Annotated in this window: 19 protein-coding genes; 1 reads left to right on the plus strand and 18 read right to left on the minus strand. The window is 55.6% G+C overall.

Annotation, left to right across the window (positions count from 1 at the left end):
* Positions 1–94: 94 nt before the first annotated feature.
* The 13 genes from ACRDCA_RS21405 to ACRDCA_RS21465 form a co-directional block, all read right to left on the minus strand.
* Positions 95–889, minus strand: coding sequence for an IclR family transcriptional regulator (locus tag ACRDCA_RS21405; RefSeq protein WP_438691331.1), 795 nt, complete (start codon positions 887–889; stop codon positions 95–97).
* Positions 890–925: 36 nt separating this feature from the next.
* On the minus strand, positions 926–1681 hold the full coding sequence (locus tag ACRDCA_RS21410; RefSeq protein ID WP_438691332.1) for an SDR family oxidoreductase: 756 nt from the start codon (positions 1679–1681) through the stop codon (positions 926–928).
* Positions 1678–2721 carry a Rieske 2Fe-2S domain-containing protein gene (locus ACRDCA_RS21415; RefSeq protein ID WP_438691333.1) on the minus strand — a complete coding sequence of 348 codons (1044 nt, stop codon included), beginning with the start codon at positions 2719–2721 and terminating at the stop codon, positions 1678–1680. The genes ACRDCA_RS21410 and ACRDCA_RS21415 overlap by 4 nt, the downstream gene beginning before the upstream one ends.
* 20 nt (positions 2722–2741) lie before the next feature.
* Positions 2742–3050, minus strand: a complete 309-nt coding sequence (locus tag ACRDCA_RS21420) for a recombinase-like helix-turn-helix domain-containing protein (protein ID WP_438691334.1) — start codon at positions 3048–3050, stop codon at positions 2742–2744.
* Between the two features lie 2 nt (positions 3051–3052).
* Positions 3053–3370: a Rieske (2Fe-2S) protein gene (locus ACRDCA_RS21425; protein ID WP_025123075.1), complete on the minus strand. Its 318-nt coding sequence runs from the start codon at positions 3368–3370 to the stop codon at positions 3053–3055.
* 428 nt (positions 3371–3798) lie between these two features.
* On the minus strand, positions 3799–4665 hold the full coding sequence (gene rluF / locus ACRDCA_RS21430) for a 23S rRNA pseudouridine(2604) synthase RluF (RefSeq protein WP_438691335.1): 867 nt from the start codon (positions 4663–4665) through the stop codon (positions 3799–3801).
* Positions 4666–4763: 98 nt separating this feature from the next.
* Entirely contained in the window at positions 4764–5684 is a 921-nt protein-coding gene (gene speB / locus ACRDCA_RS21435; RefSeq protein WP_438691336.1) for an agmatinase, read from the minus strand.
* 142 nt (positions 5685–5826) lie between these two features.
* The gene (locus tag ACRDCA_RS21440; RefSeq protein ID WP_438691337.1) at positions 5827–7977 is read right to left on the minus strand and encodes a peptidase domain-containing ABC transporter; all 2151 of its coding nucleotides are present in this window, start codon (positions 7975–7977) and stop codon (positions 5827–5829) included.
* Between the two features lie 2 nt (positions 7978–7979).
* Entirely contained in the window at positions 7980–9248 is a 1269-nt protein-coding gene (locus tag ACRDCA_RS21445; protein ID WP_438691338.1) for an HlyD family secretion protein, read from the minus strand.
* Between the two features lie 271 nt (positions 9249–9519).
* Positions 9520–10242 (minus strand): peptide-methionine (S)-S-oxide reductase MsrA, encoded by a 723-nt coding sequence (msrA, locus tag ACRDCA_RS21450; protein WP_438691339.1) that lies wholly within the window; start codon positions 10240–10242, stop codon positions 9520–9522.
* Between the two features lie 8 nt (positions 10243–10250).
* Complete coding sequence (msrB, locus tag ACRDCA_RS21455; protein WP_438691340.1) at positions 10251–10748, minus strand: peptide-methionine (R)-S-oxide reductase MsrB; 498 nt, start codon at positions 10746–10748, stop codon at positions 10251–10253.
* Between the two features lie 206 nt (positions 10749–10954).
* Positions 10955–12931 carry a biosynthetic arginine decarboxylase gene (gene speA, locus ACRDCA_RS21460; protein ID WP_438691341.1) on the minus strand — a complete coding sequence of 659 codons (1977 nt, stop codon included), beginning with the start codon at positions 12929–12931 and terminating at the stop codon, positions 10955–10957.
* A 236-nt stretch (positions 12932–13167) separates the two neighbouring features.
* Positions 13168–13311 (minus strand): hypothetical protein, encoded by a 144-nt coding sequence (locus tag ACRDCA_RS21465; RefSeq protein ID WP_438691342.1) that lies wholly within the window; start codon positions 13309–13311, stop codon positions 13168–13170.
* Between the two features lie 512 nt (positions 13312–13823).
* On the opposite strand from ACRDCA_RS21465, the gene metK reads away from it, so the two are divergent.
* Positions 13824–14978, plus strand: coding sequence for a methionine adenosyltransferase (gene metK, locus ACRDCA_RS21470; protein ID WP_025123067.1), 1155 nt, complete (start codon positions 13824–13826; stop codon positions 14976–14978).
* 126 nt (positions 14979–15104) lie between these two features.
* On the opposite strand, the gene ACRDCA_RS21475 is transcribed toward metK, so the two are convergent.
* From ACRDCA_RS21475 to fhuA, 5 genes are all read right to left on the minus strand, one after another.
* Complete coding sequence (locus tag ACRDCA_RS21475; RefSeq protein WP_438691343.1) at positions 15105–15257, minus strand: Hok/Gef family protein; 153 nt, start codon at positions 15255–15257, stop codon at positions 15105–15107.
* 305 nt (positions 15258–15562) lie between these two features.
* On the minus strand, positions 15563–17551 hold the full coding sequence (gene fhuB, locus ACRDCA_RS21480; protein WP_438691344.1) for a Fe(3+)-hydroxamate ABC transporter permease FhuB: 1989 nt from the start codon (positions 17549–17551) through the stop codon (positions 15563–15565).
* A complete protein-coding gene (fhuD, locus tag ACRDCA_RS21485) occupies positions 17548–18453 on the minus strand; it encodes a Fe(3+)-hydroxamate ABC transporter substrate-binding protein FhuD (RefSeq protein WP_438691345.1) in 906 nt (301 codons plus the stop codon). The genes fhuB and fhuD overlap by 4 nt, the downstream gene beginning before the upstream one ends.
* On the minus strand, positions 18453–19250 hold the full coding sequence (fhuC, locus tag ACRDCA_RS21490; RefSeq protein WP_438691346.1) for a Fe3+-hydroxamate ABC transporter ATP-binding protein FhuC: 798 nt from the start codon (positions 19248–19250) through the stop codon (positions 18453–18455). Before fhuC ends, fhuD begins: the two co-directional genes overlap by 1 nt.
* Before the next feature lie 47 nt (positions 19251–19297).
* Positions 19298–21496 (minus strand): ferrichrome porin FhuA, encoded by a 2199-nt coding sequence (fhuA, locus tag ACRDCA_RS21495; protein ID WP_438691347.1) that lies wholly within the window; start codon positions 21494–21496, stop codon positions 19298–19300.
* Positions 21497–21549 lie beyond the last annotated feature (53 nt).

Here is a 21549-nt window from a genome sequence, read left to right on the forward strand (position 1 = left end):
TCAGGCATGATCGATCCCGGCCCATGAATTTCATGGGTTTTATCCGTGCCTGAGTTAATGGGTAGTGGGCGATTGGCTTCGCCCGACAACAAAATTAGCCGACGTTAGCCTGCGGTGGCGCGCCCAGCAGCCCGGAGATTTTCACCGCGGCGTCCCGGACTTCCATGCGCAACCGCTCGCGATCCGCCTTCGGGATCTCATCGGACGGCACCATAATGCTGATCACCGCTTCCACCCGCTGTTCGCGGTTAAAGATCGGATAGACGATCGAGGAAATGCCATGGCGGAAGAAGGATTCGCCAATCACATAGCCACGCGCCTTATCCTGCTGCACCATCTGCCACAACGCTTCGCGGTTGGCCGGTGTCCCTGGTGCTGCATCGGGCAAGGCGTCATGGGGAAACAGGCGTTCAAACTCTTCCCGGCTGGTGCTGGTCAGCAGCATGCGGCCAAGCGAAGTGCGATGCACTGGCAAACGAGTGCCCACGCTAACCTGGTTGATCTGCGATCCAGCGGCGCTGACGCGGGCAATATAGATCACGTCATGCCCATCGCGGATCGCCAGATGGCTGCTGCACTGGCTGCGATCGCGCAGTTGCTCGATCACCGGCTGACCAGCCTGGGCAACGTCCAGCGAGGCGATATATTCAAAGCCCAGACGCAGCACTTTGATCCCCAACGCAAAGGTGTTGGTACGCGGATTACGCTCCAGGAAGCCCAGGTGTTCCAGCGTTTGCACCACTCGGTAAGCGGTCGCCTTTGGCATATCGACCAGGCGATGTAATTCTGCAAAGGTCATTTCCTTATGCTGCTCGCCGAAGGCCAGCAGCAGTTGTAACCCGCGATCCAGCCCCGGGATCAGATACTTACACGCTTGATCGTCTGCCATGTGCTGCTCCTAAATGTTTGCCTGTCCGTCAGGCGGTCAGTTAAACACAAAACCACCGTTGACCGGTATTAGTTGCCCGGTGACAAAATCCGCCAGCGGTGACAGCAGATAGAGCACGCTGCCGGTCACATCGTCCGGATGCTGAGCACCTGCCAGTGCCCGACCTTGCTCGTAAAGCTGATGTCGTTCGGCCGGGACGTATTCTGTCGCTTCAACTCGCGTCAGACCCGGTGCTATGGCGTTGACGCAAATCCCTTGAGGCCCCAGTTCACGCGCCATCGAACGGGTCATCGAGATGATCGCGCCCTTGCTGGCGACATAAGCCATCAATCTTGGTGCCCCCCACAGGGCGGTATCCGAAGCAACGTTGACGATTTTGGCATGCGGCGTTTGCGCCAACAGTGGCACTGCCGCCTGGCTCACCAGCCAGGTGCCCCGTACGTTGACCTGCATGACCCTGTCCCACAGCTCGATGTCGTATTCCATCATGGTCTTGCCGCCGACGCCGGTCGCCAACGCGGCGTTATTCACCAGCCCGTCGATCGCGCCGCCTTGAGCTATCGCACTGAATGCCGCAGAGATGGATTGCGGTGACGCCAGATCGATAACCTGAGCCTCGACCTGTGCTCCCTGCTCACGCAGGCTGGCGGCGCTGTCCTGCAACTCCTCCGCCAGAATATCGCACATCACCACGCGGGCACCGGCCTGCGCCACCGCAGCAGCAAAGCTGCGCCCCAGCCCACGTGCCGCTCCGGTGACGACGATGCGTTTGCCTGTCAGCAAGCCGTTCACTGTGCCGCCTCCAGCTCGCGGATCGTCGCCAGCTGTTTCTGAGCTTCTTTCTGCATCATGCGGCGCAGGCGGGAGAGGCCCACGTCATGCTGATACAGGTATTCACGACCACGCGCGTTCGGTGCCATGTTCTCCAGCACGATGCGGTCCTGCTCCAGTACGTCCCAGTGCAGTTCTTCCAGGCGGTTGCGGTACATAAAGCGCCACGCATCACGCTGCCAGTCTTTCACTTTGCGGATACGCCAGAAGAATACCCGGCAGTGATCTTTGTCTTCCGGTACCACCATGCCGATGATCCAGAAGTGACCACCCGGCCCAAAGCGTTTTTTGTATGGGATCGACAAGCGCATCCAGTAGGCGCCGCTACTGCCAAACTCCACCCAGTCAAAGTTCACGCCAATCTGGCCGTTCTTTTTAAAGATGAACCCGCTGTCGGTGGGTTCCAGCGCCATATCAGCCTTGCGATCCCCTTCCGCCATCGAATGTGATGAGGAATGCAGGTAGGTGCCATGCATCGGATCCATCACGTTTTCCAATGCGTATTGATAGTTGCAGTCCCAGCTGGCGGTACACAGGAAGTTGCTGTATTCAGCCTCATTCGCCAGTTCCTGCGGGAAGGTCAATTCGGCAGGCTGTTCATCAGCGGTGACGCCGAAATACAGGAATACCGCACCGTAAGCTTCTTTAGCCGGGTAAGATTGCAGGCATTTCTGCCCCACCAGCGGGCAGCGATCTACCGCAGGCACATCTTTAACTTCGCCGTCGCCGCCGACTTCAACGCCGTGATACCAGCAGGCAATGCGATCGCCCAGGTTCCAGCCCATCGACAGGCGCGCACCACGATGCGGGCAACGATCTTCCAGCGCATGGATCGCCCCTGTTTTATCGCGCCACACCACGATCTGTTGCTCAAGACGGGTGATCCCCACCGGGTTATTCCCGACTTCCCAACTGGCCAGCACCGGGTACCACATACCGCGTAAACCCTGATCCAGATAGTCTTGTACCGTCTGCGCGGAGGATGTTGTATTTGCTGTCATTGTCCTTCTCCCTGTGCGGCTCAGAAACCGTTAACATGTAGGAATTCGCGGAACGCGGCTTCATTCCAAGGCTGGCCGCTACGATCGAACAAGCGACGTTGATTGAGCGCGCTGACCACCTGCTCCAGCTCTTCCGCGCCCTGTTCGAAGATCTCTTCCAGTGCGGCCACCAGCGCGCTTTCAAACCCGTCCGGCACGCGCGCCCGGGTTTGCCAGATCACATTCTGAAACTGACCTGGTTGGTGGATTTGGCCGTTGCCGCCCTCACGCGCCGGGATCACCTGTTGGGTATCCGGCAGCCAAGGGTTGAAATCGGTAATGTGCTGCATGCTTATTCCTCCGCGATAAAGGTGATTTGGATTTGGTTATCGATCACCCGGGTAGGGTAGGTTTGCAGATCACGGCCACCGGGTTCGCGCAAGCATTGGCCGCTACGCACATCGAACACCGCTTCGTGCAGTGGACACTCCACTTTTCCGTCATCAACAAACCCCTGGCTGAGCAAGGCATAGGCATGCGGACAGACGTCTTCCAGCGCGTAATATTGACCGTCGATCAAATAGACGCCGACCTCTTTTCCCTCAACGTTGGCGGAGAAAGGAAAATCTTCTTTAACCTGAGACACTTCGCACACGTTCTTCCAGCTCATTGCTTCTGTCCTCTATCTGATTGTTTCATATATGAAACTCAGTTTCTTATTTAATACAGTCACTATAGGTATGGCGAATCTTTCGTCAAGACAGCAACGGGCAGAATGTTAATGATTGGTTATTTTAAAGTTACAACTGCGGAGTGGATCACGAAAAAATGCACTAGGGGTGAAACCCCAGCAAAAGGAACTGGAACCGGCTTACCGCGCATAGTGAGACGGTCATGGTTTCCCCTCACCCCAGCCCTCTCCCGATATAAAGACGCGGGATTTCATGAACATGGGTTCGGGGAGAGGGGGTTAGCCCGGGGTCGAATTCAGGTACGGAGGTGGTCTGTAGCAGGATTAATGTCGAGGACGAATGCACTGGCTAACATGTAGCACGTTCCATCCCCTCTCCCTGCGGGAGGGTTAGGGTGAGGGGCAGCTTAACGCCCTTTCTTTTTACGTCCCGGTTGAGCAAAACGCTTACGCGCTGGGGCGTTACTACTCGGTTTGTCCGCAGCTTTGTGCCCGCTGCTCGCCGGTTTCTTCACCGCCGGCTTGGCGGCTTTCTTGGCTGGTTTGGCTTCTGAGGAGGAGTCTTCAATCAATTTAAACAGCTCGACCAACTCGTCGTCCGTCAAATCGCGCCATTCCCCTAACGGCAGCCCAGACAGCCCAACGTTCATGATACGGGTGCGCTCCAGCTTGGTCACCTCGTAACCAAAATGTTCACACATGCGGCGGATCTGACGGTTAAGCCCCTGCACCAACACGATACGGAACACAAAAGGCGCTTCTTTCTTGACCTTACATTTTTTGGTTACCGTGCCCAGCATCGGCACTCCGGCACCTAAACCACGGATAAAATCATCAGTCACCGGCTTGTTGACCGTAACCAGATATTCTTTCTCGTGATCGTTACCGGCACGCAGGATCTTGTTGACCAGATCGCCGTGGTTGGTCAGGAAGATCAACCCTTGAGAGTCTTTATCCAACCGCCCGATCGGGAAGACGCGGGTGCTGTGGTTAACGAAGTCGACAATATTGTCTTTCTCGCCGTCTTCCGTGGTGCTGACAATACCGACCGGCTTGTTCAGCGCAATAAAGATCAGGTTGTCTTCGTTACGCGGCTCGATAAGCTGCCCGTTAACCTTGACCACATCGCCAGCGAATACCCGATCGCCAAGCGCCACACGCTTACCGTTGATAAAAACATTGCCCTGCTCGATGTAACGATCGGCATCGCGACGAGAGCAGATGCCGCTCTCACTAATATATTTGTTGAGGCGTATAGATGGTTTAGTCAGCACGGTTCCTCCGTAAACGCGAAATACACTTTATCTTCACGGCAATATTTTCATGATGCAAAGGTGGGCGTTTCCGCCCACCCGCCAATCCCTTTCGGGACTTAGCCCTGCTTTTTAGCAGCTTGCAGATACAGCATTTCCAGGCCCAGCGTCGCTGCGGCCAGCGCAGTGATCTCTGACTGGTCGTATGCCGGAGCCACTTCTACCACGTCCATGCCGACGATGTTCAGCGACTGCATGCCACGCACCAGTTTCAGCGCACGATCGGAGGTCAGGCCGCCGATCACCGGGGTGCCGGTACCAGGAGCGAAAGCCGGATCCAGGCAGTCGATATCAAAGGTCAGATAAACCGGCATATCGCCGACGATCTGTTTGATCTGCGTCAGCAGATCGTCCACACCACGATCGTTGACCTGGGCAGCATCCAGCACGGTGAAGCCGTTGTCACGATCGAACTCGGTACGGATCCCGATCTGCACGGAATGGTTTGGATCGATCAGGCCTTCGTTCGGCGCATGGAAGAACATGGTGCCGTGGTCAAACTGGCTGCCGTTGGCGTAGGTATCGGTATGGGCATCGAAATGCACCAGTGCCATTTTACCAAAATGTTTGGCATGCGCGCGCAACAGCGGCAACGTAACGAAGTGATCGCCGCCGAAAGAGAGCATGCGCTTACCAGCTGCCAGCAGTTTTTCTGCGTGCGCCTGCAGCTTGTCGCTCATATCCTGGACGTCGCCAAAGTTGAAGACGACGTCACCACAGTCGACCACGTTCAGGCGTTCGCGCAGATCAAAGCCCCACGGCCAACGCGCCCCTTCCCAGGCCAGATTGGTAGAGACCTGGCGGATAGCGGCAGGACCGTGACGCCCACCGGCACGGCCAGAGGTCGCCATATCGAAGGGAACACCGGTGATCACCCACTCTGCATCGCTGTCGTAAGGCATAAAGTTCAGCGGAAAGCGCAGGAAACCAAAGGCGTTGGACACTAAGGAATTATCGGGCTGATGGCCTAAGGTACTCATATTTACCCTCATTTTTCAACGGTTCGCCCGTAGCCGGACGCTTGGGCGGTAGCAAAAAAAAATCCCTCCCGCGTCGTTAGCCCGACGAGAAAGGGATTTATTCGATGTCTGTTTCAATGAGTAGATTATCGCCGCATTTGGCTCACTCTTCAAGGTGCCTGTCATCAGCAGATGCAACCAGTCTACCCGCGTCAAGTTCGACGACGCGATCGGCAGAAGCAATCGTCTCTGGCCGGTGAGCGATCAGCAGGATGGTTAAGCCCAGATTGCGCAAGGTGCTGCCGATCAGGATTTCATTGGTGACATCAAGATGGCTGGTGGCTTCGTCCAGGATCAGCAAACGTGGGCGTTTATATAATGCCCGCGCCAACAGCAGCCGCTGTTTTTGTCCCCCCGATAACGAATTCCCCATTTCCCCAATCAACGTCTGATAGCCCATGGGTAACGCGATAATATCTTCATGCAACTGCGCCAGTTGAGCACAGTGCTGCGCCCAATCCAGATCGCTGTGCTGAGAGAAAAAGGTGATGTTGTCGAGTATCGTTCCACGGAATAGCCGATCCTCTTGCATCACCGCGCCGATCATCTGGCGAACCTGCCCATACCCTGCGTGATGATGTTCAATGCCAAACACCCGCAGTCGTCCTGCCGATGGCTGATATAACCCCAGCAGGATCTTCGCCAAGGTGGTTTTCCCGCAGCCAGAGCGGCCTACCAGCGCGACAACCTCCCCCGGCATGATACGTAACACCGCACCAGCCAGGAGGGTGTTAGTTCCCTGACCATAGCTGAAAACGATATTTTCCAGTTCCACGACCGGGCGATCGTCTCTTTGCGCAGGGAAAGCTAATCCGAGAGATTCCGTTGCCTGAGCGCCGCCCTCCCTCGGAGTCAGCACAATATCGGCCAGCCGTTCGTTATAGACATCCAGCATGCGCCAGGCAAACGCCTTATCGATCAGGCCATTGATACTGGCGGAAAAGCGCCCTTGAAACGACATATACGCCACCAGCATGCCGATGGAGAACGAGCCAGACAATACCGCATTGGCACCAAACCACAGCACCGCCGCGCCCACCAGGCTACCAATAACCTGATTGATGATGTCATAACCGATAGCCAGCTTGTTCTCACGCAGTTGGCTATTGCGCCTGGCGATATTCAGGTTGCGCCAGGCCGATTCCCGCTGGGCCAACGCCCCATTAACCCGCAGGCTGAGCATGCCATGCAGCGTTTCCAGAAAGTGGCTCGATTCCAGAGTCCCCGCCGTCCAACTGTCCTCTGCTGCCCGGCGCAAGGTTCGAAACCATAACACGCGCAATAGGCCGTAAATCAGCGCAGCGCCCAGCGCCAGCATAGACAGCGGCACGCTGTAGAGCAGCATCATGCCCAAGGTGCCAACCACCAGCAATACGTCCAGCAGAGCCTCCAGGATACTGGTGGTGAGCGTATCCTGAATGGTATCGACCGCATCAAACTTGGCGCTGATATTGCCAATGTCACGCTTTTCAAACCAGTCAATCGGCAGGCGTAGCAGGTGATGGAACACGTTGGCCGTCCACTGCATATTGAAATTGACGGCCATGGTGATGGTGGCCCATTGCCGGGCCAACCCAATCAGCGTCTGGGTGGCACTCATCAACAGCATGGCAATGACAATCAGCACCAGCAGGCTGTCATCCAACGCCACCAACACTTCATCGATCACGATTTGATTGATCAACGGACTCAGCAGCGCCAACACTTCCAACGCCAGGGCAAAACAGAAAATACGCGCCAGCGCGGCTTTCAACCCAACCGTCTTGCCGACCAATTCACTCAGCCGCACTTTCTGGCGCTCATCACGCTGTTCAAAATCATGGGTTGGTGTCAGTTCCAACGCGACCCCGGTAAAGTGGCGGTTAGCCTGTACCAGCGACATTTTCACCGCTCCGCGGGCAGGATCGTGCAATTCGATGTCGTTACCCCGGACCCGTTTAAGCACCACAAAGTGGTTGAGATCCCAGTGCAGAATGCAGGGTACGGCCAATTGGTCGAGTTCTTCCAGCTCTAAACGTACCGCACGCCCGGTCAGTTTCAGGATCTGAGCGCTCTCCATCAAATGTACGAAGGTCATGCCTTGTGTAGAAACGCTGAATCTTGCACGTAGACTGGGAAGGTCAATACGGTACCCGTGCCAGCCGGCGACCATTGCCAGGCAAGCCACGCCACATTCCGCGGACTCGGTTTGGCGGATCAACGGCAAGCGGCGGTGCCAATGCAAATTCAGCTGCAGATGCTCGGTCCATTCCATGGTTAGATTTTTCCTTGCAGACTCCATAACGGCTCCAGCAGCCATTCGTACAGACGCCGCTTGTCCAGCTCGATATCTGCGGCCACCACCATCCCGGTGCGCAGTAATTCCTGGCGGCCATATACGGTGACGCTGGGTTTATCCGGCACGACAATCACCCGGTAATGCCCCTCATTTTCTTTCCATACCACCGGGTTATGCGGCATGACATCGGTCGGACTGAGGCTGATACGGGTCACTTCGCGCGTCGTACCATATTGCACGCCAAATTTCTCATAAGGATAGGCGGCAAAACGCAGGCCAACCCGCTGATGAGGCTTGATAAATCCTACCGACTTACTCGGCGCATACAGTTCAATCTGCAATTGGGCCGCTTCTGGTACCAGCGTTAGCAGCAGCTCGTTCTGGTTGACCGCTTGCCCAGCCTTGACCAACACCGCAGCTATACGCCCTGCCACCGGGGCCGCCAGCGTGCTTTCCTCCTGCGATTGCAGTTCGATCTGTTGCTGACTGATCCCTTGCAGTAGCCGGTCCAACTCCGCCCGGCGGCTTTGCCCCTGCTGCAACAAGCTGCCCCGATCCGTTTCAACCGCGGTCAACTCACGCTTCAGGCGTTGCTGTACCTGCCGCTGGTTTTCGACATAGCCTTCCACAGCCGCCAGTTCAACCTGCTTTTGCTGAAACTCAATCTCGGAAACATACTTCTGCCGCACCAGGCGTTGATAGCGCTCCATCATCGAGCGGGTTAGCCTCGCCTGGCGCAGCGTCAGTTTCAGTGCCTCATCGGCGCTGCGCAGCTCATCTTTCAGTTGATCGACCCGCTGGCACAATCCCTGTAGCTGCAGGGTATTGGCGGCCGTTTCCTGATGCTGTTGCTGTACCAACATCTGATACTGTTGCGCCAGGGAGTTTTTCAGCATCGCCAAAGTGGCCATGCCCTTGCCGTCGTAGCGTTCCCCGCTCAACCGATAAAGTAGTTGGCCGGCCGTCACCTCATCGCCTTCTTTAATCAACAAGGCTTCAACCCGCCCTTGCGTACGCGCAACGACCTTAACCACCCCGGTAGAAGGCATCACGACGCCCTCCAGACGTGCCTTACGGGTATATTCGCCGCCAATTAAAAAAGCGATCAATGCCGCCACCAAGAGTACGCTGGCGCAGGCATAAAGCGTCATATTTGGGCTAGGGGAAATCAAGATCCCCCCTTCGGCCCGCGTGGCCTGAGCGGTGAAATAGGCCTGACGGTAGGGGCGATGGGAACTATGCTGCATAACCAACGGGTACACCTTCCATGATGACCAACCGAGTTTTTATTATTCGTGATTGATTCTTTGCTGAAACGCTATTGACTTACTTTGCTAATGGAGTTTTTTACGGCCCAAAAAACTTATCAAAATAAACCTGACAACTCAACAGCACAGCCAATTATTATTAATTACATCATAACGTTAAATAAATAAGTAACAGCCATCCCGAAGAGATGGCTTAATATCGGTAACGCGAATAATTAATAATTACCGTGCTCAGCAACAGAGATCCTGATTATTTAACTAAAACCGGTTCTGCACGATATTGCGTTGGGAACAGCTGCTGTAACTGTTTAATCTTTGGTAAATCATTCACCACGATATAAGGTTGATCCGGGTTAAGAGTAAGATAGTTTTGGTGGTAAGTTTCAGCTGGATAAAAATGTCCCTGCTCCTCAAGGGTGGTGACCAACGGTTTGGTAAAGCGTTTACTGGCATTCAGTTGGGCAATATAAGCTTGGGCGACCTGCTGCTGCGAGGCCGTTAACGGGAAAATGGCAGAGCGGTATTGTGTGCCGCTGTCCGGCCCCTGACGGTTCAGTTCCGTTGGGTTATGAGCCACCGAAAAGTAGATTTGCAGCAGTTGGCCATAAGAGATCTGCTGGGGATCAAAAGTGACCTGTACGGATTCTGCGTGGCCGGTATTACCCCCACTCACGCTATCATAATTGGCCGTTTGCGCCGCACCACCGGCATAACCCGATACCGCGTTAGTCACCCCTTTGACATGTTGGAACACCCCTTGTACGCCCCAGAAACAACCACCAGCAAAGATCGCGGTTTCCAGGTGTGATGCCGTCGATGCTTCATCTTTTACCGGTGCAGGGATCGCTACCGCCGTTTCCACATCGCCAAGTGGCCAGGCAACGCTTTGCAAACAGAACACGGCGGCAGCCAATGCCACTCCCCATATTCCGCACTTGCGTAGCGATAGCCTCGCTTTATCTACGTTTCTCATCTTATCCCTCACTGCTGTGGCGTAAAGTTCATGGCTAAACCATTCATGCAATAGCGAAGGCCCGTCGGTGGCGGACCATCGTCAAACACATGCCCCAGATGCCCGCCGCAGCGGCTGCAATGCACCTCTTCCCTCAGCATACCGAGCGTCCGGTCCTTGCGCGTGGCCACTGCCTGCTCAAGCGGTTGCCAAAAGCTGGGCCAACCGGTATGGCTGTCAAACTTGGTATGGGAAGAAAAAAGCGCCAGATCGCAACCTGCACAGGAAAACTGACCAGCGCGATGCTCATCGTTCAGCGGGCTGCTGTAAGGCGGCTCCGTTCCCTCCTCCCGTAAAACCGCATATTGGCTGGCAGAAAGCCGTTGCCGCCATTGCTCTGCGGTATAGCTGACGGCAAATGACTCCGCCAGCGCCGAACGGGGAAAGAGTGTGGGCAGCAGGCCCACGGCATAGGCAACAGAGATCGCCCCACCGCTCAGAATAAAATGCCGTCTGTTGATCATCATCGTTACCTCTGGTGCTATCGACCGATGATGACAACTTAGCGGAAAATTGCTGACCAAATCCTCACGGAGAGTTCACAAATTTGTGATAACTGGCAAGGCAGTGGTAATAGATTGAAATTTCTAACTTAATCAGGCGGGGATGGGATGCGGGTAATAAAAAAGGAGCGCAGCCTATGCCACGCCCCTGGTCAGTTTATTAGGGCAGCTTATTCATCTTCTAAATAAGTGTAGCCATACAAACCGGCTTCAAACTCTTCGACAAATTGCGCCTGCAACTCGCCATCCAGATCGGTTTCTTTCACCTGATCGCGGAATTTAGCCAGCAGCGCGATCGGATCAAGCTGCACGTATTCCAACATATCGGCTACGCTATCGCCTTCATCCGACAGCTCGGTTTCGACGCTGCCATCCGGGAACACAAACACATCCACCGAGGCGGTATCGCCAAACAGGTTATGCATGTTGCCCAGGATTTCCTGATAGGCACCGACCATAAAGAACCCCAGCAGAGGCGGGTTTTCCGGATCGTACGGCGGCATCGGCATGGTAGTGGCGACGCCGTCACCATCAATGTAGTGATCGATGGTGCCATCAGAGTCACAGGTGATATCCAGCAATACCGCACGGCCTTCCGGCGGCTTGTCCAACCCTTCCAGCGGCAGTACCGGGAACAGTTGGTCGATACCCCAGGCATCCGGCATCGACTGGAACAGCGAGAAGTTGACGTAGAACTTGTCTGCCATCCGCTCCTGCAACTCATCGATGATTGGCCGGTGTGCGCGGTTGCTCGGATCGAGCTGCTGCTGGATCTTGTTGCAGATGTTCAGATACAGCTGCTCGGCATAGGCACGCTTGGTCAGATCCAGCATGCCGTGCGCATACTGGGTATGGACATCATGCAGATCCATCTGGCTGTCGTGCAGCCATTCACGCAGCGAACGGCGGTTTTCCGGCTCGTTCATTTCCTGCCAGGTTTCCCACATGCTTTCCAACGCGCGCGGCGCATCTTCAACCGGAGGAACCGGCTCACAGAATTCGTTGCGCTCCACGCCAATGACGTTGGAAACCAGCACCGTGTGGTGAGCGGTGACAGCACGGCCAGACTCGGTGATCACCGTTGGATGCGGCAGGCCATGCTCATTACAGGCATCACCGATCCCCCAAATCACGTTGTTGGCGTATTCATTCAGGCCATAGTTGACCGAGCAGTCGGACTGCGAACGAGTGCCTTCATAATCGACACCCAGGCCGCCACCCACGTCGAAACATTGAATATTGACGCCGAGCTTGTGTAATTCCACATAGAAACGGGCAGATTCACGTACGCCGGTGGCGATATCCCGAATGTTGGCCAGTTGAGAACCCAGGTGGAAATGCAGCAGTTGCAGGCTGTCCAGGCGGCCCGCTTCACGCAGGGTTTCCACCAGCTTCAGGACCTGAATGGCTGCCAGACCGAACTTGGATTTTTCGCCACCGCTCGACTGCCATTTACCTGCCCCTTGTGACGCCAGGCGGGCACGAACACCCAGACGTGGTACCACATTCAGGCGTTCGGCTTCTTCCAGCACCATCTGGATTTCCGACATCTTTTCGATCACCAGGTACACTTTGTGCCCCAGTTTTTCACCGATCAGCGCCAGACGAACATATTCACGGTCTTTATAGCCGTTACAGACGATCACCGAACGGGTCATACCGGCATGGGCCAGCACCGCCATCAGTTCCGCCTTGGAGCCGGCTTCCAGCCCCAGTGGTTCACCGGAGTTGACCAGTGATTCAATCACCCGGCGGTGTTGGTTAACCTTGATCGGGTAAACCAGGAAGTAGCCACCTTCATAGCCGAAGGATTCACGCGCACGTTTGAACGCGGCGTTAATCGAACGCAGGCGATGCTGCAAGATCTGCGGGAAGCAGAACAGGGCAGGCAGGCGCTGGCCGTCTTTCTGGCGTTCTTTCACCAACTCTGCAAGATCGACACGCGCATGCGGGACGTCGGGGTCCGGGCACACGCTGATGTGGCCCAGCTCATTGACGTCAAAGTAATTGTTGCCCCAGTAGGCGACGTTATAAGTGCGCAGCATCTTGCTGGCATTACGATCATTCATGGCAACCTCCTGCATGGAGCGTAAAGAGACATTTTCACCCGCTACTGACGGGCGTTGGATCTGCATATCATCAGACATTACTCGCCTCACCTTGCATACTGACGATATAGTCAGCCACTATCGCAGCTACAACCCGCGAGAACAACCCGGAAACACCCCATTTTAGCAGTGAATTCACCTGCCGTTCGTGGTCAGCGATCGGTTTATACCCAATAGATTTTTTGTAAGACACCCTGTTCAAACCTCGTGAATCGGGTAAAGAATCATCCCACAGTAGGCTGTAGGCTACCCTTGTTCAGTGCTTCAGACAGCCGTTAACCGGCCCGAGCATCCTGAGTAGCGCCCAGATGTGTGTAACATCGGGTAGATGGTGTAGAGACAAGACGGGAAATAGCAGAAGAATGCGCGCCAGAACGGCACTGCTGTTGAGAACCAACAACCAGTAGACAACGGATCATTAATCCAACCACCTCCACGCATGCCGCCCACAAAGAACGACAAAGCCTCTATATAGTGTAAGAACATGAACGTTCAATGAAGCGGCGGCCCCCTGATGGGGTCCTACGGCTGGTCATGGCACGGTATTACCGGGTTTTACAGAAGGTGACGATTTCTGTAACACGCTGTGCACCAAATGAGCCGCGCGCGCAGTTTATACCGGACCCCCGGGCAAAATGCAAAATGAAAATTCGCCAGAAACTGTTTCAAGCGATGAAAATGGCGGCAAGCGGTTTGCCCAAAAGAGCGTTAGCGCAAAAAATTACTGGCAATCCGGCTAAAGGCTGACCTAAAATAGACGTCCAGATGTTAATCCATCTATACCGATTAACTGAGAAACTGCTTAACGGCTTTGCCTGAGGGGCGTTGCAGGATGCATCTCGCCATCAGCGGAAGACCCTTCGCTTTGATGCCCGGATCTCCAGCGCTGTGCAGTAATTTCCAACCCGTCTTTTGCAAGGTAAAGAACACCATGGCTAAACACCTCTTCACGTCCGAATCTGTTTCCGAAGGACATCCGGATAAAATTGCCGATCAGATCTCCGATGCCGTTCTGGATGCCATTCTGGAACAGGATCCCAAAGCCCGCGTAGCCTGCGAAACCTACGTGAAAACCGGCATGGTGCTGGTTGGCGGCGAGATCACCACCAGCGCCTGGGTTGATATCGAAGAGATCACCCGCCAAACCGTGCGCGAAATTGGCTACGTCCATTCAGACATGGGCTTTGATGCCAATTCCTGTGCCGTATTGAGCGCCATCGGTAAACAATCACCGGATATCAACCAGGGCGTAGACCGTAGCGATCCGCTGGAGCAAGGTGCCGGGGATCAGGGCCTGATGTTTGGTTATGCTTCCAATGAAACCGACGTGTTGATGCCTGCGCCAATCACTTATGCCCACCGTCTGGTTCAACGCCAGGCCGAAGTGCGTAAAAATGGCACCCTGCCCTGGCTGCGCCCAGATGCCAAAAGCCAGGTGACCTTCCAGTATGACGATGGCAAAATCGTCGGCATCGATGCCGTGGTGCTTTCCACCCAGCATTCCGAAGATATCGCGCTGAAAGATCTGCAAGAAGCGGTGATGGAAGAGATCATCAAGCCAGTGCTGCCAGCCGAATGGCTGACCGCGGGCACTAAATTCCACATCAACCCGACCGGCCGTTTTGTTATCGGTGGCCCAATGGGTGACTGTGGCCTGACCGGCCGTAAAATCATCGTTGATACCTACGGCGGCATGGCTCGTCACGGTGGCGGCGCGTTTTCCGGCAAGGATCCTTCCAAGGTTGACCGCTCTGCGGCCTATGCGGCGCGTTATGTGGCAAAAAATATCGTGGCCGCGGGTCTGGCAGATCGCTGTGAGATCCAGGTGTCCTACGCTATCGGCGTAGCAGAGCCAACCTCCATCATGGTGGAAACCTTCGGCACCGAGAAAATCTCGACCGAGCAGTTGACCCTGTTGGTGCGTGAGTTCTTCGATCTGCGCCCATACGGCCTGATCCAGATGATGGATCTGCTGCAACCGATCTACCGTGAAACCGCTGCTTACGGCCACTTTGGTCGCGAGCACTTCCCTTGGGAAGCGACAGACAAGGCTGCCCTGCTGCGCGACGCCGCTGGTTTGAAATAAGCCTGAGCGTTAGACATAAAAACGGCGAGCCTGAGGCTCGCCGTTTTTGTTGGTCATAGAAGGGTGCTCATAGATCTGGACGCCAACAACCAACAGGCGGGAGCAGGCCCCCGCCGTTGGGTTGCCTTACCGTTCGGATTCGTAAGCCAAAATGGCCGCAACCTCCGTGTTGCCCGATCGAATACGCAGCTCACAAAGTTTGCTGCGCGTTATCCATACCAACAGGATCACCGTGGTACAGATAACGACCAGTTTTACGACATTCCATTTACTCGGCATGGTGCCTCCTTCTCCTTGCCTCTCGGCAGATAAGAAGCTAACCTAACGTTGTCGAGCGTTAGAGTTGGCCTCGGGTTGATGTTATCGACTCGGGGCTTTTCTCTTTGTACCTTTTGCCGCGGCTCCAGATACAAAGATCCAGAGCACCCACCCGCAGTATATTCATCTCATCAGCCCGATTAGCGGCCGTTTTACAGCCAATTACCCACTTTGCGTACTGCCACGCAATGCGTTGCAACGGCCTGAAGAACCAAGGGCCCAGCAATGCTGAGCCCTTGATGGCAACGCTGCTAACCCGAGATTGTCTACGACGTCTGCTTACGCAGCAGGTAGACGAAGTACGGTGCGCCAATAAAGGTCGCCAGCAGCCCCGCAGGGATTTGGTAAGGGAACATCACCATCCGGCCACACCAGTCGGCAAACACCATCAGCAGACCGCCTAGCAGCGCAGCAATCACCATCTGCGGCAGCGCCCTACGGAACCCCAACATGCGGGCCATGTGTGGTGCCATCAGGCCGATAAAGCTCAGCGGCCCGACGGTCAGCGTTGCCATTGCCGTCAGCGTCGCCGCCAGCAGCAAAATGGTCAACCGCGTCGGCGTCAGTGCGATCCCTACTGAACGTGCTGTTGCACCGCCTAACGGCAGGATCGTCAGCCAACGCCGACACAGCGGTGCCAACATGATCAACACACCGGCAATCACCGCCGTACGTATTGCCTGCGGCGCATCCACCGAATAGGTAGAGCCTGAGATCCACACCAATAACCCGCCCATACGGGGATCGCCACTGGCCAGCAGCAGGAAAATGGTCGTAGTGAAAGCGGTACTGAGAGCGATACCCGCCAGCAACATGCGCTCGGTAGAGAATCCGCCGCGCCCTGCCGCCATCATGATGATCAACAGCGTTGCCGCGGCCCCAAGGCTCCCGGCGGGCAGCAGCCACACAAAGGCATCACCGGGTACGATAAACAGCATCACCACCACACCGAAGGCCGCACCGGAGCTGATGCCTAACACTTCCGGGCTGGACATCGGGTTGCCGGTCAACTTCTGGATCAGGGTACCGGCTACCGCCAGCATCATCCCAGCCGCCAGGGCAGAAACGACTCGTGGCCAGCGCCAAGGCATCAACGCCTGCAATTCACTGCCTACGCTCCAGTGCCAGCCGTGGGCGTTTTGGCCAAACATCAGCGCCACCGTAATCCCAGCCAATAATATGACGCTCCCCAGCAGCACCCAAATCGACAAGTTGCCTCGTTCGACAGGCACTTTATCACCCAGATCCATGGGCGGTGGGGTGGCGCTGCTGCGCAGGCGTGGGAGCAGCCATAGCAATAACGGTGCACCAAACAGGGCCGTGGCAGCACCGGTCGGGATTTCACGCCAGAACAGCGTCAGCCAGATCATCACCTGATCGGTCAACCACAGCAGCAATGCCCCCAATAGCGGGGCCAGCATCATGCGGTGCGCCAGACGGCGGGCTCCCAGCATCTTGGCCATCAATGGGGCAAACAAGCCGATAAAACCGATCACGCCGACCGCATTAACCAACATGGCGCTGAATACGATCGCCAGCGCCAACGCGGCAAAGCGTGACATCGCCAGGCCAAGGCCCAGATTGCGCGCCACGCCATCATCCAGCCCTAACAACGTTAATGGCCGGATCAATAACGCAGCCAGCACGGCAACTATCAGCAAGCGTGGCAGGATAGACTGCACCGTCGCCCAATCCTGCTGATTTAGCGCACCGGTACTCCACAGAAACAGGCCTTGCAGTTGATCGTAATTGAACAGCGCCAGCAGGCTATTGACCGCGCCGCAGTACAAACCAAGCACCAGCCCCGCCAAAATCAGCGTAACGGGCGACATCCGTTTGCCCCAGGCAACGCCAAACACCAGCCCACCGACCACAATGGCACCAGCCATCGCCGCCAACTGTCGGGTCAATTCGCCCCCTGGCAGCATCCACAGCGTGGCAATCGTCAGCCCTAGCTGGGCTCCGGCAGCAACGCCGAGCGTAGCGGGCTCCGCCAGCGGATTGCGTAATACCTGCTGGAACAGCACGCCAACCAATCCTAGTCCTGCGCCCACCAACAACGACACCGACAGGCGTGGCAACAGGCTGTAGTGGAACAGCATCTGATCGACATTGTCGATATCGGGCCGTAACAACCCCTGTGACCACTGATCCCACGGCAGTTGATGCAGCAGGTTGAATAGCGTCAGGCCACTCGCCACGGCCAGCAATAACATAATCAACGCTATCGGCAAGATACGCAGGCGTGGGCTCATGAACGGGCCTCCTGCGCCTGCTCCAGCAAACGGCAAAAGCGCATGGCCGACAGCGTGGCACCGTAGAACCACACCGCAGGCATCTGCCGCAGTTGTCCTTGGCGGATAAACGGTAAGGCCTGCCACAGCGGCGTCTGGCTGACTTTATCCATCATCGCCTGATTGCCGTGATCGAGATAAATCGCCCGGGCATTTGTTATCGACGCCAGACGTTCGATCCCTACCACCGAGGTGCCCCAGAAGTTGGTTTCTCCCTGCCAGGCATTCTCGATGCCTAGCTGATCCATCACTTCCTGAAACAGGCTCTTCTGACCAATCACCAACACGTGCCGAGGATCGAGCAAGGAAAACAGCAGCAGCGGCTGTTGCCGATACCCCGCCAGACGGTTACGCGCCTCCACCATGAAAGCATCAAACTGTTGCAGATGCTGGCTAGCCCGTGCTTCCAGCCCTATTCGCTGTGCCAACTGCTGCAGCGAGTTTTTGCCGACGGTGAGTGGTTTACCACTACCATCGTTAAAACCAAACTCCATGGTCGGGCCGATCGGTTGCAGTTTTTGCGGTGAAGGGCCATAGCCTTTGGAAAGCAGGAGCAGCGACGGCTTGAGCTGTTGCAGCAGTTCCAGATTGGGTTCGGTTCGTTGGCCCACGTCGATCACCGAGTCCGGCAGCCGAGGGTCTTGTACCCACAGGTTGTAGTTACGAATATCGGCAACCGCCAGGGGCATCACGCCCAGTGCGATCAACAGCTCGACAGGTAACCATTCCAACGCCGCGATACGGGTAATATCGGGCAAACCTGTCGCACGCGACGGTAAAGAGAACAGCAGTGGCGATAATGCCAGCGCCGTTAATAAACGTCGGCGCAGCGGGTCATGATGAAAATCGGCAGAGGTAGGCATTAATAAACGAAGCTCACGGGTGCACCGCCACTCGGATGCGGCAGGATGCCCATCGGAATACCGTAGATTTGTTCCAGCACCGGCCCTTGCATCAGCTCAAGCGATGACCCCTGGGCAATCATTTCACCACCGCGTAACGCCACCAGATGATCGCAGTAACGAGCCGCCATGTTGATGTCATGCAGTACCGCAATCACCGTCAAGCCGCGTTCATGGCTCAGGCGTTGGATCAAGGCCAACACTTCAACCTGATGGGCAATATCCAGTGCCGAGGTCGGTTCATCCAGCAGCAGACAGCGGCTATCCTGCGCAACCATCATCGCCAGCCAGGCCCGCTGACGCTCACCACCGGAGAGGCTGTCAACCAAGCGGTTGGCAAAAGGCTTCAGCCCCACCAGACCGATCGCCTCTTCCACCAATTCGCGGTCGCCCACCTTGAAGCGGCCTAATGCGCCGTGCCAGGGGTAACGGCCAATAGCGACCAGTTCACGCACCGTCATCCCTTCCGCTGCGGGCAATTGCTGCGGCAGGTAGGCCACTTGGCGAGCAAAGGCTTTGCTGTCCCATTGGCCCAGCGGTTGCCCATTAAGCAGTGCCTGACCGGCGGTAGGATTTTGATGGCGGCCGAGGATTTTCAGCAACGTGGATTTGCCGGAGCCATTATGGCCGATCAGCCCACACACTTTGCCTTGGGGAAACGTCAATGACAGCGGCTGTAACAGCACCCGCCCTGGAACGGCAAAGCTCACGCCGTCGAGCTGGAACGTAGCATCGCGATTAAGGTGTTTATCCTGCATAGGCCCTGCTTGGCAGAGGGCGACCAAAAGTCGCCCCCGTTAGCCGATTAGAAACTGAAGGTTGCCGTGGCGACCACTTGACGTTCTGCACCCCAGAAACAGCCATAGGTCGCAAAGCAGCTGGACACGTACTCTTTATCAAACAGGTTGTTGACGTTCAGCGCGACGGAAGAGCCCGGCAGATTGAAGCGTGCCAAATCATATTTCAGCACGGTATTCCACACGGTATAGTCCGGCACTTTGAAGGTGTTGGCTTCATCACCATAGGTTGAGCCGGTATAGCGCACGCCCGCGCCCAGCGTCAGGCCACTCAACGCGGTTTCATGGAAGGTATAATCCCCCCACAGCGAGGCCATATGCTTAGGAATAATCGCTGGCGTATTGCCTTGGTTGGTGGTGTCTTCGGTGTATTCAGCGTCGGTATAGGTATAGGACGCGAGGAGGTTGACGTTAGCCGTCAGTGCCGCCTTACCTTCCAGCTCTACGCCGCGAGAGCGGATCTCGCCAGTTTGTTGCTGGAACCAACCTTTGTCGGCGTGCTCAACATCCGTCACCAGGTTATTGGACTTGGTCAGTTGATAGATGGCAATGGTCGCAGAGACAGGCTTGTCTTTCGGCATGTACTTCACGCCAGCTTCATACTGTTCACCTTTGGAAGGTACGAAGGCCTTGCCGTTATAACCCGCCCCCACGTTCGGTTCGAAAGACTGCGCATAGCTGACGTAAGGGGAAATGCCATTGTCGAACAGATAGTTCAGGCCGATGCGATTGGTTGACTGGTGATCTTTCTGCTCGCTGTAAGGCACTGTGGCCGTATCGGTACGATCTTCAACGGTGCTCTTAGCCCAGTCATAACGCGTACCGGCAGTCAGGATCCACTGGTTCCACTCGGCCTGCTCTTGCAGGTAAATCCCCACCTGCTGTTGCCCATTGACCTTACTGGTTGGGTTTAACGTCCCTTTGGTATAATTTCCGAACTGCGGATTAGCCAGATCCAGCGGGCTTGCTACGCCCCAGCCCCCCTGGATGTCGTTACTCATACGCATAAAATCTACGCCAGCCAACAACGTATGATCCACTCGGTCAGTAGCAAACTTGGCCTGGCCCTGGGTATCGACGCTGAAGTTATTCAGGCGCTCATCTGATGCAATATAGTTACGGTTCAGAGTGATATTGTCGGCGTTGACGCCGGTACCATAGATATTGTTCTGGTTGGTATGCAACTGCATATAACGCAGGTTCTGGCGTACGGTCCAGGTATCATCGAAATCATGGGAGAAGCTGTAGCCAAACATGCGCGTCTGGCGCGAATAGAAGTTACTCTTTTCGCCTTCATTGAAATTGGTTGGCAGTTTGCCATATGGCGCGTTTTGCACCGTGCCTTGCATCGGCAACCAGCCGTAGTAGCCAAGGTTAGGATCGTTTTGCAGGTAAGAATACAGCGTCAGGTTAGTATGCTCATCGGGCTGCCAACTGAATGAAGGCGCAATGGCATAGCGTTTTTCCTTGGCCATCTCCTGCTGAGCGTCGGCGTCTTTCGCCAACCCGGTCAGACGGAATGAATACTTACCGTCATCATCAAGCGCATTGCTGAAATCAAAGCCTGTCTGGAACAGATTGTCTGTCCCCATTTTGAACTGGATTTCCTTCAGCGGTTCCGTCGTAGGGCGCTTGCTGATCAGCGAGACAATCCCACCCGGGCTGCTTTTTCCGTACAGCACGGAAGAAGGCCCACGTAAAACCTCTGCACGCTCCAGGAAGTAAGGATCAATCACCGCTTCGTTAAAATAATCGCCCTGCAGCTTTAAACCGTCCAGATAGATATTCTGGTTAACCGAGCCAAAGCCACGAATATAAACCGCATCATAGACGTTAGAGCTGCCGCGGCTACCCACCATCACACCAGGGGTGAAGCCTAACGCTTCTTTCACCGAGGAAGGCTGCATCATATCCATCTGTTCACGCGTAACCACTGACACCGATTGCGGAGTCTTCACCAGCGGCGTATCCGTCTTGGTACCGGTAGCGCTACGTTTCGCCACGATGGTGCCAACCGGGCCCCATGCGCTTTCCTGACGAGCACCGCCGCTACCGCCCCCAACCACCGTAATGGTATCAGCATCTGCAGCTGTAGTCTGAGCCGCAACCGCAGGCAAAGTTAGCGTCGCCGCGATGGTGGCAGCCAATACGCTAACGGAGAACAAGCCTGGTGTGGCCGGTGTTGAGGAATGACGCTTGGTCGGCATGTCTGGTTTCTCTGATGTGGATTGATAACGAATGTGAACGAGAATAATTATTA

Source organism: Serratia sp. (in: enterobacteria) (assembly GCF_051654945.1).
In the GTDB taxonomy this organism is placed as follows: domain Bacteria; phylum Pseudomonadota; class Gammaproteobacteria; order Enterobacterales; family Enterobacteriaceae; genus Chania.